This window comes from Hymenobacter rubripertinctus (assembly GCF_003583925.1).
GTDB classification, from domain to species: domain Bacteria; phylum Bacteroidota; class Bacteroidia; order Cytophagales; family Hymenobacteraceae; genus Hymenobacter; species Hymenobacter rubripertinctus.
Genome location: NZ_QYCN01000018.1, coordinates 36,445 through 53,477, shown reverse-complemented (window position 1 = coordinate 53,477; position 17,033 = coordinate 36,445). Strand labels below are relative to the sequence as shown.

The window sequence follows — 17,033 nt, the reverse complement described above, 5'->3', positions numbered from 1 at the left end:
CATCAACCAAAAACGAAAAACGAAAAACCATCCTCTCCTACCCCGCCATTTCCACCCCGCGCAACGCCAGCAGCTCGCGGGCACTCTGGGTGGCGTGCAGGGTGGGGTTGGCCCCGGAAATCATCTGGGCAATTTCGTGGATGCGCTCCTCCTGGCTCAGCAACCGGATGCGGCTCACGGTGCGGTCGGCGCGGTCTTCCTTGTACACGAAGTAGTGGGCGTCGCCGGCGGCGGCCATCTGGGGCAGGTGACTGATGGCAATGAGCTGGTGCTTTTGGGCCATCTGCTGCATCATACGGCCCACTTTCAGAGCAATTTCCCCGCTGATACCGGTGTCAATTTCATCGAACACGATGGTCGGCAGGGCTGTTTTGTCGGCTAGCATGTACTTGATGCAGAGCATGAGGCGGGAGAATTCCCCGCCCGAGGCGGCCTTGCTCAGCGTCTGGGGCTGGGCACCCTTGTTGGCCGTGAACAGGATGCTGACTTCATCGATACCACTGACGGCGGGGGCGCTTTCCTGGTGCTGCACTACGATGCGGGCATGCGGCATGCCCAGGTCCATGAGCAGGGCAGCCAGTTCCTTCTCGAACTTGGGAAACACCTTGCGGCGGGCTTCGGAGAGGCGCAACGCCTGCTTCTGCACCGTGGCGAGGGTGGCGTCGGCGTCGCGGCGCAGGCGGCTGATCTGCTTGTCAAGGTTGAACACGGAGCCCACTTTGTCGCGCAGGTCGGCGCGCACGGCCAGCAGGTCCACCACGTCGCGCACGTGGTGCTTGCGCTGGAGGCTGTAGAGCACGTTGAGGCGGCTTTGCAACTCGTCGATGCGGGCCGGGTCCCCCTCGGTGCGGCGTTCCACCTGCTCAATTTCGTCGGTGATGTCGCGCAGCTCAATCAGGCAGCTGTCGAGGCGGTGGCGCAGGTCCTTCACGGGCTCGGAGTAGGGCGCAATCTGGCCCAGCAGCACGGCCGCGTCCTTGAGAGCTCCGGTGGCGCAGTATTCGCCCTCGCTCAGGCTTTGCAGGGCGTGGGTGAGCTTGTACTTGATTTCCTCGGCGTGCTCCAGCTCCTTCACCTCCTGCTCCAGCTCGTCCTGGCGCTCATTGTCGAGGCTGGCTTCTTCCAGCTCGCTGAGCAGAAAGCTGTGGTAATCGAGTTCCTTGTTGGCCTGGGCTACCTGGCTTTCCAGGGTTTTGAGGTCGGTTTCGAGCTTGCGGTACTGGCGGTAGGCGTTGCTGTACTGGGCGCGGGTGGGCACCAGGTTGGCGTACAAATCCAGCAGGTTGAGCTGAAACACGGCATCCCCGAGCAGCAGCGTATCGTGCTGGGAGTGAATGTCCATGAGGTTGGCCCCGATGTGGCGCAGGGTTTCCAGCGTCACGGGCGTATCGTTCACGAAAGCCCGGCTCTTGCCGGCCGGACTCAGCTCCCGGCGCAGGATGCACTGCTGGTCATAGTCCAGGTCTTCAGATTCGAAGATATCCTGGAGCTGGTAGCTGCGGATGTCGAAATGGCCCTCAATCACGCACTTTTTGGCGGTGTCGAAGAGCATGCGCGAGTCGGCGCGGTTGCCCAGCAGCAGGCCGATGGCCCCGAGCATAATGGATTTGCCGGCTCCCGTTTCACCGGTAATGATGTTGAGCAGAGCCGAAGGCTTCAGCTCCAGTTTTTCAATCAGGGCGTAATTGTGAATTCGCAGGTCAACCAGCATAGCGCATCAGGTTAGGAAGCATTAGGCCCCGAGTTGGCAGAACCGGCGCAGCCTGGAACGGCTTCCGCACTTGCCCGCGCTAACCAAAGGCGTTTCGACTAATAAAATTAGCGGTTCACAACAACAAAGCAAGCACCACCAATCATTTTAGCAAAAACAAGCGCTGGGCCAGCCCTATATAGTGGGTGGGCAGATTAAGCCCCAACTCCCCTCCTCCTCCACTAGCAAAAAAAAATCCCTCCGGCCATTCGACCAGAGGGACTCGTATTTGCGGCCACTAATGGGCCGCCCGGCTTCAGGCCCGACGGCGGGCGCGCAGTTTTTTTAGGCCGTAGGCCGCGCCGGCCGCCAGCAGCAGGGAGGCGCCGCCGTCAATCGGGACGGCCGTGGGGTCGGTAGGATCCGGAATCGGTCCGCCCGAGCCGGGGCCCTGGGCCAGGGCGACGAAAGAAACCGTGGTCAGCAGCAGTAGCAATACAAGAAAGACTTTGGTCATGGGTTGAATCACGTAAGAAGTTTAGTTGAAATCCGGTGGGCGGCGGACCCCTCCCGGTTGGAAGGCCCCCGCCGCCGGTCAGCTTATTCCACCACCAGGCGCTTGGTCACGGCTTCGCCGTTGACGACCACGCGCACCAGGTAGAGGCCCGCGGGCAAATCGGCCACGTCGAGCGTGGTCTGGGCCGTGGGCAGGGCCACGGTGCGCACCACCTGGCCCACCGCGTTGAGCAGCGTGGCCGAAGCCGTACCGCCGGCGGGACGCACGATGGTCAGCTGGCTGTGGGCCGGGTTGGGGTAGGCCTGCACCCGGGCCGCCAGCGCCCCGGCAGTAGTGGCCAGCGGCCCCAGCGGCCCGAAGCTGAGCGAGAAGCGGCCGCTGATGAGCGCCGCGTTGCTGGCCGTGAAGCTGTAGCGGGGCTGCTGGTGCAGGTTCACCCGCTGGCCCGTTTCGGCGTCGTGCAGGTACACGGCCGTGCTGGCCAGGTTGGCCAGCACGGCCGCCTCCAGCACGTAAGTGCCGGTGGTGGGCACGCCCACGGCCAGCGCCACGCTCACGGGGCCGGCCGTCAGTACGGGCAGCCCATTGACGGCCAGCTGCTGGCCGGCCGCCTCACTGCTCAGGTTCAGGCCCGTGGAGTTGGCCAGCTTGCCGGCGTCGAAGTGGCTGTCGAAGTCGGCCGTAGCCCCGGCCTCGAAGTAGACAAACGTGGGCTCGTGGGTGCCGCGCGCATCCACCAGGTCCAGCTGCACCAGCGGCCGGGCGTCGGCCGTGGCGCGGTTGAAGGTCGGGTTCTGGTAGCTGGTGGCGCGCCAGGCGTTCTGGAAGCTGAAGCTGGGCACGTTCTGGCTCACGCGCAGAAAGAAGCCCTGCATGGCCGGAATCAGCCCGCCGGGCAGCGTGCCCACGCCGTTCACGTAGGACTGGTAGGAGCCGTTGTACTGGTCGGCCGACTTGTAGACGTAGATGGCGTCCTGCACGCCGGTGGGCAGGCCCGTGCGGGCCGCGTTCCAGTCGAGCGGAGCGGGGTAGGGGTTGCCCAGCAGCTGCCAGCCGGCGTTGGCCTGGGAGCCTCGCGAGAGCGCACCCACCGGCACGGTGCCGTTGTTGAGCGTGCCCATCAGGGCGACCTTCTCGCTGGCGGCGATGTTGACGGTGTAGCCCCGGCCGGGGTTGAGGGCGTTGGAGAGGGCGGCGGGGGAGAAGTAGCCGAACTCGAAGGCCTGGGTCAGGGCGCTGGCGCTGGTCAGGCGGGCCTCATCGTAGCCGTAGACGGTGGGGAAGGGCCGGGTAGCGCCGGGGTTGGGGGCCGTGTTGTAGTCGGGGTTGACGACGGGCGTGAAGCCGCTGGTGGCCAGGTCGGCCACGGTGGTGCCCTGCACGGGGGAGCTGTAGTGGCGGTAGCCCAGGCCCGCGTTCAGGCTCGGGTCGATGTAGCGCTGCATGGCGGCCGTGCCCACTACAATGCCGCCGCTGTTGACGACCATGGCGGTGAGGGCGGGGCCGGAGAGCAGCATGAAGGGCTGGCTGCTGGTGGTCAGGTTGCCGTTGAGCGTGAGCAGGCGCTGCACGCTGGCCGGGCCGCTGAGGCTGGTGCCGCTGGCCCCCACGCTCAGGTTCCACAGGCTGGTGGTGCTGCTGCCGCCCAGCGTCTGGCTGGCACTGCCCGTGAGGGCCAGGGTGCCGCCGGTGGCCGTGAAGGTGCCGGCGTTGCTGAAGTTGCCCGTCAGCGAGAGGGTGCCGCCGCTCTGGGTGAGGGCGCCGCCGCTGGCCAGGGTGAGGGCCCCAGCCGTGTAGGTACCGGTGGTCAGCACCGGGTAGCGGGGCCGGCCGGCGGGGATGGTGACGGCCGTGGTAGTCGTGGGCACGTCGTTGCTCCAGTTGTCGGCATCACTCCAGTCCGTCGATATGGCTCCCGTCCAGGAAGTGGCGGTAACCTCAGCCGTTACGCCGGACTGATAAACGACTGACTGAGCGGAACCGTTACCAGTGCCCGCTACCACGAATAGGGCCGTCCCGCTGCTCACTGCTTTGGTTTCCCCCAGAGTCGTGGGCAGGTTGGTGTCCGTGCTCCAGGTATTGGTCGCCAGATCGTAGACATAGGTGGTGTTGAAGGAGCCCGAAAGATTGCCTCCATCACTTTTCCCGCCCATCACGTAAATCTTGTTGTTGGCACCCAGCACGCCGGCGGCCTGGGCGCGCGCGGCCGGTAAAGCCGCCGCCGTGGTCCAGGTGTTGGTCGTCGGGTTATAAACGTAGTGCGTGTTTACAGCCGAATAGTTCCTGTTAAACCCCGCTATCACGTGCAGCAGGTTATTGGCATCCCGGACGGCGACGCTGCCCAGAGCATCGCCCGGCATGGAAGCCCCGGTGGTCCAGGTGTCGGTCGTCGGGTTGTAGATCTGCGTAATCGTCGGCGAGCCTTCGCCGCCGAACACGTAGATGCGCCCATCGGTACCTGTAACCGCCCGGGACTCCCAAACCGGCGTGGGAATGGGGGCAATAGCGGTCCAGACGCTGGTGGCCGGATTGAAGCTGTAGCAGTTGTTGGGTACTACTGCCCCGTTGGAGCCGGAAAAGCTGTAAAGCAGGCCGTTGTTGCCCACGGCGTGGGCATGGCCGCGCACGGCAAAAGGATACGGCGTACCCACGCTCCAGACATTGGTGGCAATATCGTACACCTGCGAACCGCTCATCGCCACCGAGCCATCATAGCCGGCCCACAGGTAGATTTTACCGTTCAGCACCTCTACGGCGTGCTGAGCCCGGGGCGCCAGCAGGGAAGCCGCACTGGACCACGCCAGGGCACTCGTACGGGCTACGGGGCCCGCCTGCTGCGGCATGGGGCGAGCAAGCGGGGCGGTGCCGGAGATAATGCGCCCCGCCTGGACGCGCAAAGGCTGCACCTGAGCATCTGCTGACCACGAAATGGAAAGCAGAGAGGATGCTAACAGGGGGTAGAGTTTTCTCATTATGAGTTAAGATGGAGGTGAAAAAAAGAAAAAAGCCAGTACGTGATGGAAGAACTACCGCAGGATATAAAGATGGACACCTTTTATAGAGCACAGGTAACACCTTAACCTTCAAGCCGTTCCTACCTGCGCTGATATCAGGAAAGGGTTCGCCGTGGCAAGTAGCCGCCGTCGTACCGGAACTTCGCTCGGTCATTGAATTCAACAACTGAGAATAAGGGACATGATAACTGCTTGATATAGGCCAGGGTGAGCTTACTACGCTCCTTGCATTCAGCCCTTCTCACTGCTTGGCTAAAGCCTTCGGCATTCTTACTCTGTACTGGGGCGGCGCTCAGCAGGTCCAATACCAACTCAGAACAGGGGGCAAACAAAAAGCCAGGTATCAGGCTGGCCGGCAACGCAATTTTGGATTTATAGCACGTGCATGTACTCACGCGAATAAACACAAATAACGCTAAACTTTTCCGGTATTACACTACTTCGGCAGGACGATTGTAATAATCGTATGGTTGGCTCAACTGACCATCAAGCCCGGTAACGAACCTTCATGCTCAGCACCTGAGATACGTTGTCAAAGACACTTCAACCCTTTAATGGCATTTATTTCAGTCCCTGCGTAACGTTCTCCATTCGCTCCTATAAATCCGCAAAAGCTTTTCTACCAAAAATGACAATGCCCGGCAACAGAGAGCTGCGCCGGGCACGGTATAACGGGTACTTTTCCTGAAGCCGTTTTCTAATTGGTATCCGCCACGCAATTACCGTGGTTGGTACCGGGTCCATTCAGGGCTGCTTCATAATCGTCTGGTACTTGGCCGAGTTAGTGGGGTCGGCTTCGGTGAGCAGGGTCACCAGGTCGGTTTTGAGCTGCTGGTCGGTGCTGGTACGGAAGACGTTAGCAATTTCATCGGCCTTGGTGGTGAAGAAGGCCCGGGCCAGCAAGGTGCCGGGGCGGCGCTGCACGGCCTTTTGCACGCCCTGCAACGCGGTGTACATATTGGTGCGGGCCTCGTCGGGCTTCGTGATGAAAATGTCCATGCCCTGACGGTAGTAGGCGTAGATGCCGCTGCGGAAGGCTTCGAGCTGGGGGTCCTGGAGGTTGTTGAGCAGCCAGTATCGGTTGGCATTCTGGGTATCCTTCCAGCCGCCGTCGGCCTCGTTGGTCACGTTCTGGGAGGCCGCGTTGGTGAGCACGGTACGGGCGCGGTCGTAGTAGGGGCCGCCGCTCAGGGGCGCGAAGCTGTCCTGGTCCATGCCAATAATGAGGTAGGCGTAGAAGGAGAGCAGCGACGAGAGGTTGCCGACAAACGTGTTTTCGGAGTAGTCAATCGGGTTCTGGGGCGAGTAGTTGAACACCCAGCTCTTGTCGGCGAAGTTGAGCACGTTGGTTTCGTAACCGGTGCCGTACACCGGGCGGGTGCTGAGCAGGCGCACCGTAGCCTCGTAGGTGCCGTTCTGGGGCACTTTTGTAATGCCCACAAACACCTTGCAGCGGATTTTTTCCTCCGGCCGCAACGTGCGGTTCGTGAATGGCCGGCTGTTGAGGAAGGTCTGCATATCGTTCTGCATCTGCTTGATCAGTTGCTGATCCGAAATAGTGACGTTCTGGGTCGTCACGTTCACTTCGGCCAGCAGCTCCTGGCCCCGGGCGGGGCGGCAGAGCAAAGCCAGCGGCAACAGGAGCAGAACGGATAGGAGCTTACGCATGGGAATGGGGCAAACGGGCCAGCACGGCACCCACAATATCGTGGGCCACCGCAGATTTCAGTTTGAGCTCGAAGCGGGTCACGCTGCCATCAGCGGCCAGCAGGGTAATCTGGTTGGTATCATGCCCAAAACCGGCCCCCGCATCACGCAGGGAGTTGAGTACCACCAGGTCGAAGTTCTTGCGGTGCAGCTTACTCAGGGCGTGGGCCTGCTCGTTCTCGGTTTCCAACGCAAAACCCACCGAAAATTGTTCGGGCCGCTTGGTTTTCCCCAGCTCGAAGGCAATATCCACGTTTTTTACCAGCTCCAAAGTAAGCGTGTCGCCGCTTTTCTTGATTTTCTGCTCGGCCACTTCCGCCGGGCGGTAGTCGGCCACAGCGGCGGCAAACACCCACACGTCGGCCCTGGCAGCTTCAGCTTCGGCGGCCCGGTACATTTCGGCCGCCGTCTGCACCCGCGTGGTCCGGATGGCCGGGTGGGCCGGGTCGGGCAGCTTGGTAGGGCCGCTGATGAGGCTGACGGTAGCCCCGGCCGCAGCGAAGGTTTCGGCCAGCGCGTACCCCATTTTGCCGGTACTGTGGTTGCCGATGAACCGCACCGGGTCCAGGGGCTCATACGTCGGGCCGGCCGTGAGAAGAACGTGCATGCTTTGGGAATTATGAATTATGAATTATGAATTATGAATTGGGCCGTTCATACAGCGCAGCGGCTCATTCAAATTCATAGCTCACAATCCGTTAGGAGAAGCTTTTAGAGAAGTGCATTCATAATTCATAATTCATAATTCATAATTCATAATTCATAATTCTCTACTCAGTTCCCGCACAATATCCTCGGGTTCGAGCATCCGGCCCGGGCCGCTCAGGCCGCTGGCCAGCTCCCCGGCCGGGGACTCCCAGACGGTGTTGCCATACTCACGCAGGCGGCGCAGGTTGGCCTGGGTAGCAGGGTGCTGGTACATGTCCAGGTCCATGGCCGGGGCCACGAACACGGGGCAGCGGGCCGAGAGGTAAACCGCATCGAGCAGGGTGTCGCAGAGGCCGCCGGCGAGGTGGGCCAGGGTGTTGGCCGAGGCCGGAGCCACCACCAGCGCGTCGGCCCAGAGGCCCAGGTGCACGTGGTTGTGCCACTCGCCCGCTTGCTCATCCTTCAGAAAACCCTGCAAAACCGGGTTTTTGGAGAGCGTGGCCAGCGTGAGTGGCGTAACGAAGGCAGCGGCGGCGGGCGTCAGAATTACCTGTACCTCGGCCCCGGACTTCACCAGCAGACGCACCAGCAGCGCGGCTTTGTAGGCAGCAATACTGCCGCACACTCCCAACAAAATTTTTCGGCCTCCCAGAGTTTCCAGCATGCGGCAAAGATGCGGGTTTTTACGGAGTCGGGCGGGCAGTAACCGCCAAAGCCCCCGCGCTGCCGGCCCACCCCGGAGGGCACGGCAGGCAGCGCGGGGGCTTTGGGCCGGTCAGGTACCGGACGCGCATCCGCAGGCTAACGCTTACGCGCCTTTCACGTCCTCTTCCGCCGGCATCCGGTAGTGAATTTTGCCTTCCAGGAACTCCTCCACCGCCAGGTTGGTGGGCTTGGGCAAACGCTCGTAATGCTTCGAAATCTCGATCTGCTCGCGGTTCTCGAATACCTCCTCCAGGTTGTCCACGGTGGTAGCAAACTCGGCCAGCTTGCCGTTGAGCTCTTCCTTGAGCTTGATGGAAATCTGGTTGGCACGCTTCGAGATGATGGCGAGGCTCTCGTACAGGTTGCCGGTTTCGTGGGTGAAATCCGACATGTTACGGGTAACGATGGAAGCGGGGACGCTATTCGGAGTCTTCATATGATTGGGTTGCTGATTGTTGAGAGGTTGATCCGCTGCTGCCCGCCGGACCGGCGAACGGAAAACGAACATACGGCGGGCCGCGAAGCGCCGCCGCGTACTAGTTGGCCGCTGTACCGGCCGTTTTCATTTTATCGACCGCAGTGCGAGCCAGATCGTACATGCGCTCGGCCTCCTTCAGGCTTTTGCTCTGGGGGAAGGCATCAATGAAGCTCTGGTAGAAGGCAATAGCCTCCAGGTAGCGCTCCTGCTGCTTGTTCTCCACGCTTTCGTGGGCCAGGTCGTACTGGGCGCTGAGCTTCAGAAAAGCAGCCTGCTCCCCGTAAGGCGAGGCTGGGTAGCCCTGCTGGAAGCCCGTAAACGCCGTTACGGCCGACTGGTAATAGCGCAGGTCGTAGTAGAGCCGGGCACCGGTAAAGGCCTTGGTTTCCAGCTTTTTCTGCAACTCCTGCGACATTCCCTCCACTTCAGCCCGGAAGCGGCTCTCGGGGTAGCGGTTCAGAAATTCCTGAATCACCTCAATGGCCGTGTAAGTGTTGGTCTGGTCGAGCTGGTACTCCGGCGAATCCTTGAACAACGACTTGGCCTGCATGAAGTAGGCCTCCTGGGCATACTCCGAGTTGGGGTACGTGTCGTGGAAATTTTTGAAGTAAAACGCACTGAGCGTGTAGTTACGCTGCCGGTAGTTGGTATTGGCGAAGTAGAACTGGGCCTTCTCGGCTTCGGGGCGGCCTTTGAGCAGCGGAATCAGCTCTTCGAGCAAGGTGCCGGCCTTGAAAAAGTCGCCTTTGTCGTAATACTGGATGGCGGCTTCGTACTTCTTGTTCACGTCGGTGCTCTTGAGCAGCTTCTGGTAGCCAGAGCAGGACCCGAGCAGCAAGGTGCTCAACAGTAAAAGAAAGAAGGCAGGACGGAAAGACAGCATAAGGGGCGCAAAGGTACAAATAATCAGTTGGTGGTGGAAAATTGTTAGTTGACCACTCCTGGCAGCGTGAGAGAACGTCATTCCGGGCTTGCCGAGGAATCTCGTTTCGCTAAAGTCTTACTTCTTGCTGGGTTTAGTGACGGGCTTTTTAGCAGGCGTTTTCCTGGCAGATGCGGCCTTCTTTTTAGGAGTTGGCTTTTTTCTGGGTTTGGCGGGCGCGGCAAAGTGCTTGCCCAGCACCTGCCGGCGGGTGGGCCTATCGGTGGGGCGCCAGCGAAAATCCTTGAGCCGCGAATCTTCGGCTTTCAGCTCGCTGGGCGGAATGAACCGGGCTTCGGGGTTGGTGAGAAAACTGATGGTCTGGAGCTTGCTCTCGGCGAAGCGCAAAGCCATGGTCGCTGAGAGCGACTTGTTGATACCCGACACGGCCGTGTCGCCCTCAAGAGCATAGTAGAGGCTCTCGGCGTTGCCAAGCACGTCGATTTTTTTTATCGCCTTCTCCCCGAAGTAGGCCACCATGTTGCGGCCCTTCACCTGGTTGTAGTTCTTGAGCGTGTCTTCCCCGATGCTGAACGCGTGCCCGTAGAGGCGCATCTGGTCGATTTTGCCCCGGCGCTGCCGGATTTCCATCGAGTCGGCCGTGAGCTGGTTGCTCAGGTTCCACAGCACTGGGTCGTGGCTGAGGTAGATGATGGAATCCTGCCGGTCGTAGGTCAGCGAATCGGCCCGGCCCTGCAAATCGGCGCGGAAAATCTGGACTTTGCGGTAGGCGTAAATCACGCCGGCCTTGTTCAGGGGCGGGCGGCCTTCGAGGCTCACCAGCGTATCGGCGGCCAGGTAAAGCGTGTCCTTGTCGGAGATGTTGCGCATCACGGCCCGGCTGCCGTACACCTTGGCGCGGCCCTGCCCCCGCCAGTAGCGCCCCACGTCGCCCCGGATTTCGAGGTTGTCCTTCTTGGACGTCATCGAGACGTGGCCGGTAGCCAGCCCGTACTGCCGGGCCTCGTCATAATAGAGCTTGTCGCCGCCGAGCAGGTAGTTGGGCGTTTCGATTTTGGCGTTGCGGGCGAAGTTGGAAATCTTGGTGGCGGTGTTGTAGTTGCCGTTTTCAGCGTAGAGGTTGCCCTGCTTGCCCTTGATGCGCGTCGGGCCGTAGAAGTAGGCAATCTTGCTGATGGTGTTGTACTGGAGCGTATCGGTGTCGATGGTATTTTCGGGCGTCACGAGCTTCACGTTGCGTTTGAAGCTGAACACCTTACTCACCGTGTTATAGTAGCCCAACTGGCTGTCGAGCGTATTCTCGGGGTCCTGGAGGTGGCCGCCGGTACTGTAGTAGGCCAGGCTGGTGGTCAGGTCGTAGTCGAGCACCTGGGTGGTGAGCGTCATGCGCGGGTCGCGCAGCGTCACGTTGCCCACCATGCGGGCTTTGCGGGTGTCGCCGTCGTAGGTGCCCCGGTCGCCGGTAATGGTGATGGTGTCGTTCTGAACGATGCGCACGTTGCTGAACGCCTCAATGGCATTGCGCCCGATGTACTGGTACATCGAGTCGGCGTAGAGCAGCGTGGTGCCCTGGCGCATGCTCACGTTGCCCAGGAGCTTCCGGATTTCCACGCCGTTGAAGGTGCCGCCAATCAGCTCCCGGGTGCCGGGCAGCAGCTCAATCGGCTGGCCCTTGGCAAGCGTGGGGGCCGGGCGCTTCTGGGCCTGGCCCAGGAGTGGCACGAGCAGCAGGCACAGGAGAAAAATATACTTGGAAGGCGACATTTCGGCACAAAGGTACGGAAGGGGCGTTGCTAACGCGTTTCTTTGCGGAATAGTACGAATGGCCGTGGCTGGAATTGCTGGACTGGCGCTAGAAAGCTGGTTCCCTTCCTCGGAAAGCAGGGGGTAGGGATGGTTGATTCGTCGGAACAGCTATCCACGCACAGCCCTGCCAAATCGTTCTGCCATCAGCAGCTTCCCCCAACCCCTTTCCAGGGAGAGGAACCAGCTTTCTAGTTACGCTCACCCCTGCCATGCTCGACCAGATTCAACAGTTTATTCAGGAAAACGCCCTCTTCTCCCCCACCGACACCGTGCTGGTGGCCGTCAGCGGCGGCCTCGACTCGGTGGTGCTGGCCGATGTGCTGCACCGGCTCGGGCAGCCGTTTGCCGTGGCCCACTGCCACTTCGGGTTGCGGGCCGAAGAAGCCGACGCCGACGAGGAGTTCGTGCGCAAGCTGGCCCAGCAGTACCAGGTACCCTACTTCGGGGAGTTCTTTCAGACCAGGAAGTTTGCCGAACAGGAAGGCATTTCGACCCAGATGGCGGCCCGCGTCCTGCGCTACGAGTGGTTTGAGCGCATCCGGGCCGGCCAGAGCTACGCCTGTATCGCCACGGCCCACCACCAGCGCGACACGGCCGAAACCATGCTGCTCAACCTCACCCACGGTACCGGCCTGGCCGGGCTGCACGGCATCCGGCCCAAAACCGGCCACCTCGTGCGCCCCCTGCTGGGCGTGAGCAAGCCCGATCTGTTCGATTACGTGGTGGAAAACCGCCTCATCTGGCGTGAGGATGCCAGCAACGACTCGCCCGTGTACCAGCGCAACCGCCTGCGCCTGGAGGTGCTGCCCGTGCTGCGCGACATGAATCCCAACCTCGACCAGACCATGAGCATCACGGCCGAGCGGGTGGGCGGGGCCGAGGAAATCGTGCGCCGCTACGTGGCCGACACCGCCGCCCAGGCCCAGCGCACCGAACCCGAAGCCACCTACCTCGACATCCGGCTGCTGCAAAAAACGGCTGCCACTACCCTGGTGCTCCACGAGCTGCTGCGGCCCTTCGGCTTCTCCTACATAGTCACCAAGGACATCGTGCAGAGCTTCGGGGCCGAGCCGGGCCGCCGCTTCGAGTCGGCCACCCACCTGCTGGTCAAGGACCGGGAGCAGCTCGTCATCACCCCGCGCCGGCTCACACACTTTGGCACCCACCAGCTCCAGGCCGGCCAGGAAGCCCTCAAAATAGATGGTTTGCACCTGCGCACCGAGCTGCTGGAAATCCCCGAAGGCTACGAAGTACCGAAAGGTAAAGCCGTGGCCGCCCTGGATGCCGACGCGCTCAAGTTCCCGCTCACCGTGCGCCCCTGGCAGGAAGGCGACTGGTTCATGCCCATCGGCATGAAGGGCAAAAAGAAGCTCAGTGACTTCCTCATCGACCAGAAAGTGCCCCTCAACCTCAAAGACAACGTGCAGGTACTGGTATCGGCCGACGGTAAAATCGTCTGGGTCATCGGCCTGCGCCCCGACGACCGGTTCAAGGTAACCGAGGAAACGGAGCGGGTGCTGGTGGTGCGGCGGATGTAGGGTGGAGGTAGTTTGGTGGATGTCACAAATGGAGCAATTAGGTCCTTGGCACACACGTTCCCAAGGCAGACATTAGGCTCATTCATACACCAAACCAATCTATCATGAAAAAGCTCACCTTATTGGCCGCACTGATGTGCGGCGCGTCGTTTAGTAGCCTGGCTGCTGGTAACGTTATTAACGACTGGTATTGAAAAAAATACCAATGCTAGCAATGCAAACAAGTTGAAATCAGGGAGCTGTAGATGGATTAGTTATAGCGTAAGCTGGGGTGAGCATTTTTATGGCCATTCATATGTTTGTAGCGTGGCAGATCCTCTTGAAGCTCTAATATAATTTTCAATGAAACTAATATATTTCATCTTTTTTGCAATTTTTCTGTTTCTAATTTTTACAGGTAACAAAGTAATTGCACAGTCCTCTCGCGCCAAGGTTATTTGCCTCTATCGCCTGACCAGCAGGCCGGATTCTACTTCCAAGACAACGTGGGAGGAACTTACCCAACTGGCTATTTCAGATAGTTCATCAGAGTTCAGAAGCTTTGTTCGCTATAAAGCAGATTCACTCATCCTGAAATATCAGTATGCCGATTTAAATTCCCCCGCTATGTATGCGGGTATGACTGAAGCAACGAACCTACCTAAGTACAAATTTGACGGCGTTATTATAAAAAATTCAAAAACAACTACTTGCCTTTATTATGGAATTATCAACAAAATTTTATATTCTTACCAAGACAATGACTATTCTTTAAACTGGAAATTATCAACTGACACTGCCCGCATAAATGGCTATACATGCCAAAAAGCTTTCACAAAGCTAGGAGGCAGGAAATATACGGCTTGGTTTACTCGTCAGATTCCCATCAGCAACGGCCCCTACAAGTTCGGAGGTTTGCCAGGATTGATAGTTTCTATCAGTGACTCAACGGGCAGCTACAAGTTTGAACTGACCCGCATATATCAACCTGCCAAAGAGTATCGAATACTTCTTCCTAGCCAACTGATGCGTACCAAACTACCGGCTATTGTTGTTCCTAAGCGCCACTACTACAGCAGCTATTTCACTGCCCGCGACAACTTTATTGATAATGCTATAGCGAATGGAACAATTAAATCCGGTGATTTGGAAAATGTTCGTAAAACGTATCGGGATAAAATAAAACACCTGAATAATCCCATCGAGCTTGATTACAAAAAACAGTAGTCGGTTTAGCCCCTGTCGCTATCTATTTCTATTGCTGGCACTACTTGGCAGCAGCACATCATACGCCCAAACCATCCTCACCGGCACAGTGCGCAATGCTGCCGGCCAGCCCCTGCAAGGTATTCTGATGGAGGCCGAAACCAGGGCGCAGCCGCCGGCTTCGGATTTCGTGATTTCGGGGGCCGATGGGCGCTTTACGCTCACCCTCCCCCCTACCCCGGCCAGCGACTCTTTGCGCCTCTCGGCCCGGGCCCTGGGTTACGCCGAGCAGCTCCTACAGCTGGCTAACCGCAGCCAGAATGTACAGCTGACACTGGCCGTGAGTCTGACCCCGCTCAAGGAAGTGCTCATCAAAGCCCCGCCCATCCGGCGGGAGGGCGACACGCTCAGCTACCGCGTGTCGGCCTTTACCGATAAAAAGGACCGCGTAATTGCCGATGTGCTGCGCAAGCTGCCCGGCGTGGAGGTGGAGGCCGACGGGCGCATTCTCTACGAGGGCCGGCCCATCCAGAAGTTTTACATCAACGGGGCCGACCTGCTGGAAAACCGCTACAACCTGGCCAGCAGCAACCTGCCCGCCGACGCCGTGCAGGATGTGCAGGTGCTCAAGCGCCACCAGCCCGTGAAGGCCCTGCGGGGCGTGCAGCCCACCGAGCAGGCTTCCCTCAACCTGGAGCTCAAGAAGAAGGTAACGGCCACCGGGCAGGCCCGACTGGGCGCGGGCGCCACGCCGGCGCTGTGGAATGCCAACCTCTCGCCCATGCTCTTCACGCCCCGCCAGCAGCTCCTCGACACCTACCAGACCAACAACACCGGCCAGGACGTGGCCGCCGAGCTGAAACCCCTGGGCCTGGGCGACTTCCAGCAGCTCCTGGAGCCCGGCAGCCAGAAACCCGACCTGACCGGTACCCAGCCCCTGAACGCGCCGCCGCTGGCTCCCGGTCGCTACCTGTTCAACCGGGCCCACCTGCTGAGCGCCAACCACCTGCTGCCCTTCAGCAAGGAGGCGCAGCTGCGCATCAACGCCTCTTATTTGCACGACCGGCAAACCCAGACCGGCAGCACCCGCACCCGCTACACCCTCCCCGATGGCCGGGCCGTTACGCTCCGGGAAGAAAAGCAAAACCGGCTGTATAGCAACCAGTTTACCACCGACCTGGCTTACGTGCGCAACGTGCAGCGCTACTACCTGAAAAACACGCTCAGCGTGGCCGGCAGCTGGGAGGCCCAGGATGGGCTGGTGCAGCTGGCCGGGCAGGAGCAGGCGGTAACGCAGCGGGCCACCAACCCGGCCTACTCGCTCAGCAACCGGCTGGGGCTGGTGCGGCCGGTGGGCGGGCAGCGGGTGGTGCAGGTGAATTCGGTGCTCACGCTGGCCGCCACGCCCCAGCAGCTCACCGTTAGGCCGGGGCCGCTGCCGGCGGTGCTGACGGGCGGCACTGCCTACGCCGGGGCGCAGCAGCAGGCGCGGGCCGAAACGTTTTACACGGCCAACTCGGTGGCCTTTATTACCGGCCGCCAGCACTGGCACTACACCTATTCGGCGGGTTTCACCCAGGAAATCGAGCGTCTCACCTCTACCCTAGCCCGCCGGCCGGCCCCGGCACCCGTTCCCGACTCGCTGCGTAACCGCCTGCGCGCTTACCAGGGCCGCTACTATGCCCAGATAGCCATTGCCCATAAAACCGAACGGTGGCAGCTGGAGCTGGAAGCGCCGCTGAATTACCGCACGTTTCGCGCCACCGACGCCGGGCTGGACGGGCACCAACAGCGGCGCTATTTAGCATTGGAGCCCCGGCTTTCGGGGCGCTACGAGCTGAGCGGCCTCTGGCACGCCTCGGGCGGGGCCGGGTTCAGCAACCAGTTCGGTAGCGTACAACAGCTTTCCTACGGCTATTTGCTGCGCGACTACCGCACCTTGCAGCGCAACGCCGCCCCGCTCACCCAGACCCGCAGCTGGAATTTCAATGGCGGCCTCTTCTACGAGAACCCGCTCACCTCGTGGTTCTACCGGGCCACGTACAGCTTCAGCGTCGCCACCCGCAACCAGTTGGCCCGGAGCCTGGTGCGGCCCGATGGCACGCTGACCACCGTGGCCGTGGCCCAGCTCAACCAGAGCCAGAACCAGACGGTGGCGGGTAGCGTGAGCAAGTTTCTGAGCGAGTGGAAGATGAGCCTGGCCCTGCAACTCAACGCCAGCTTCAGCCGCCAGCCCCTGCTGCTCAACGACCAGCTCACCACTGCCCGCAACCAGCGTGGCACCACCCGCTTCAAAGCCAGCCTGAACGCCTTCGACTGGGGTAGCCTGGAGTACTCGGCCTCCCTGACCGCCTTGCGCAACCAGCTCGGAACCGGTGATTTTGGCACGGCTACCACGTGTCAGGAGCAGCGGCTGGGCCTCTCGTGGTACCCGGCCGAGCGGCATTCGGTGCTGGTGACGGCCGAATACTACCAGAGCAACGGCCTGGGCCGCGCAGTGCGCACTACGTTTCTGGACGCTACCTACCGCTACACGCTGCCAACTGCCCGCAAAGTAGACGTGGAGCTGAAAGCCAGCAACCTGCTCGATACCCGCCTCTACCAGACGACCTACACCAGCGGCTTTGCCCTGGTTCAGAACGAGTACCAGCTGCGGCCCCGGCAGGCGCTGGCGTCGGTACGGGTTTCGTTTTGATTGAAAGCAGGGAGCAGGGAGCAAAAGACCGTCATTCTTCATCTGGCATCCGTGAAGGCGGAGGCGTAGTCGAAGAATGACGGTCTGCTTTGCATGACGTTCTGTTAACTTCTGCCCCATCCTTTCTCACATCTAAACTCTAAGCCGTAGCTTTACGCATCCCAATA

Annotated in this window: 12 protein-coding genes; 3 read left to right on the top strand and 9 right to left on the bottom strand. The window is 60.5% G+C overall.

The features are described from left to right. Positions 1-37: 37 nt before the first annotated feature. The 9 genes from recN to D0T11_RS13005 form a co-directional block, all read right to left on the bottom strand. The gene (gene recN / locus D0T11_RS13045) at positions 38-1,711 is read right to left on the bottom strand and encodes a DNA repair protein RecN (RefSeq protein ID WP_119656239.1); all 1,674 of its coding nucleotides are present in this window, start codon (positions 1,709-1,711) and stop codon (positions 38-40) included. 295 nt (positions 1,712-2,006) lie between these two features. Next, positions 2,007-2,207 (bottom strand): PID-CTERM protein-sorting domain-containing protein, encoded by a 201-nt coding sequence (locus D0T11_RS13040; protein ID WP_119656238.1) that lies wholly within the window; start codon positions 2,205-2,207, stop codon positions 2,007-2,009. A gap of 83 nt (positions 2,208-2,290) precedes the next feature. Next, a complete protein-coding gene (locus tag D0T11_RS13035; protein WP_182888392.1) occupies positions 2,291-5,050 on the bottom strand; it encodes a T9SS C-terminal target domain-containing protein in 2,760 nt (919 codons plus the stop codon). Positions 5,051-5,965: 915 nt separating this feature from the next. After that, positions 5,966-6,889: a type IX secretion system protein PorD gene (porD, locus tag D0T11_RS13030; RefSeq protein ID WP_119656236.1), complete on the bottom strand. Its 924-nt coding sequence runs from the start codon at positions 6,887-6,889 to the stop codon at positions 5,966-5,968. Then, positions 6,882-7,535, bottom strand: a complete 654-nt coding sequence (locus D0T11_RS23480; RefSeq protein ID WP_119656235.1) for a phosphopantothenoylcysteine decarboxylase domain-containing protein — start codon at positions 7,533-7,535, stop codon at positions 6,882-6,884. Before D0T11_RS23480 ends, porD begins: the two co-directional genes overlap by 8 nt. Before the next feature lie 153 nt (positions 7,536-7,688). Then, on the bottom strand, positions 7,689-8,240 hold the full coding sequence (locus tag D0T11_RS23475) for a flavoprotein (RefSeq protein WP_119656234.1): 552 nt from the start codon (positions 8,238-8,240) through the stop codon (positions 7,689-7,691). 144 nt (positions 8,241-8,384) lie between these two features. Beyond that, entirely contained in the window at positions 8,385-8,717 is a 333-nt protein-coding gene (locus D0T11_RS13015) for a DNA-directed RNA polymerase subunit omega (protein ID WP_119656233.1), read from the bottom strand. A 100-nt stretch (positions 8,718-8,817) separates the two neighbouring features. Beyond that, positions 8,818-9,642 carry an outer membrane protein assembly factor BamD gene (locus D0T11_RS13010; RefSeq protein WP_119656232.1) on the bottom strand — a complete coding sequence of 275 codons (825 nt, stop codon included), beginning with the start codon at positions 9,640-9,642 and terminating at the stop codon, positions 8,818-8,820. Positions 9,643-9,759: 117 nt separating this feature from the next. Next, on the bottom strand, positions 9,760-11,406 hold the full coding sequence (locus tag D0T11_RS13005; protein ID WP_119656231.1) for an OstA-like protein: 1,647 nt from the start codon (positions 11,404-11,406) through the stop codon (positions 9,760-9,762). Positions 11,407-11,657: 251 nt separating this feature from the next. Here D0T11_RS13005 and tilS point away from each other — a divergent pair, with 251 nt between their 5' ends. The 3 genes from tilS to D0T11_RS12990 all read left to right on the top strand — a co-directional run bounded on the left by tilS (position 11,658) and on the right by D0T11_RS12990 (position 16,866). After that, entirely contained in the window at positions 11,658-12,986 is a 1,329-nt protein-coding gene (gene tilS, locus D0T11_RS13000; protein WP_119656230.1) for a tRNA lysidine(34) synthetase TilS, read from the top strand. A 342-nt stretch (positions 12,987-13,328) separates the two neighbouring features. Continuing rightward, entirely contained in the window at positions 13,329-14,192 is an 864-nt protein-coding gene (locus tag D0T11_RS12995; protein WP_119656229.1) for a GLPGLI family protein, read from the top strand. Positions 14,193-14,223: 31 nt separating this feature from the next. Continuing rightward, positions 14,224-16,866: a TonB-dependent receptor gene (locus D0T11_RS12990; RefSeq protein ID WP_147374644.1), complete on the top strand. Its 2,643-nt coding sequence runs from the start codon at positions 14,224-14,226 to the stop codon at positions 16,864-16,866. The last annotated feature ends 167 nt before the right edge of the window (positions 16,867-17,033 follow it).

Excerpts from the sequence above, each read along its gene's own strand:
- recN (WP_119656239.1), bottom strand. The coding sequence starts at position 1,711 with ATGCTGGTTGACCTGCGAATTCACAATTACGCCCTGATTGAAAAACTG.
- D0T11_RS13040 (WP_119656238.1), bottom strand. The coding sequence starts at position 2,207 with ATGACCAAAGTCTTTCTTGTATTGCTACTGCTGCTGACCACGGTTTCT.
- D0T11_RS13035 (WP_182888392.1), bottom strand. The coding sequence starts at position 5,050 with ATGCCGCAGCAGGCGGGCCCCGTAGCCCGTACGAGTGCCCTGGCGTGG.
- porD (WP_119656236.1), bottom strand. The coding sequence starts at position 6,889 with ATGCGTAAGCTCCTATCCGTTCTGCTCCTGTTGCCGCTGGCTTTGCTC.
- D0T11_RS23480 (WP_119656235.1), bottom strand. The coding sequence starts at position 7,535 with ATGCACGTTCTTCTCACGGCCGGCCCGACGTATGAGCCCCTGGACCCG.
- D0T11_RS23475 (WP_119656234.1), bottom strand. The coding sequence starts at position 8,240 with ATGCTGGAAACTCTGGGAGGCCGAAAAATTTTGTTGGGAGTGTGCGGC.
- D0T11_RS13015 (WP_119656233.1), bottom strand. The coding sequence starts at position 8,717 with ATGAAGACTCCGAATAGCGTCCCCGCTTCCATCGTTACCCGTAACATG.
- D0T11_RS13010 (WP_119656232.1), bottom strand. The coding sequence starts at position 9,642 with ATGCTGTCTTTCCGTCCTGCCTTCTTTCTTTTACTGTTGAGCACCTTG.
- D0T11_RS13005 (WP_119656231.1), bottom strand. The coding sequence starts at position 11,406 with ATGTCGCCTTCCAAGTATATTTTTCTCCTGTGCCTGCTGCTCGTGCCA.
- tilS (WP_119656230.1), top strand. The coding sequence starts at position 11,658 with ATGCTCGACCAGATTCAACAGTTTATTCAGGAAAACGCCCTCTTCTCC.
- D0T11_RS12995 (WP_119656229.1), top strand. The coding sequence starts at position 13,329 with ATGAAACTAATATATTTCATCTTTTTTGCAATTTTTCTGTTTCTAATT.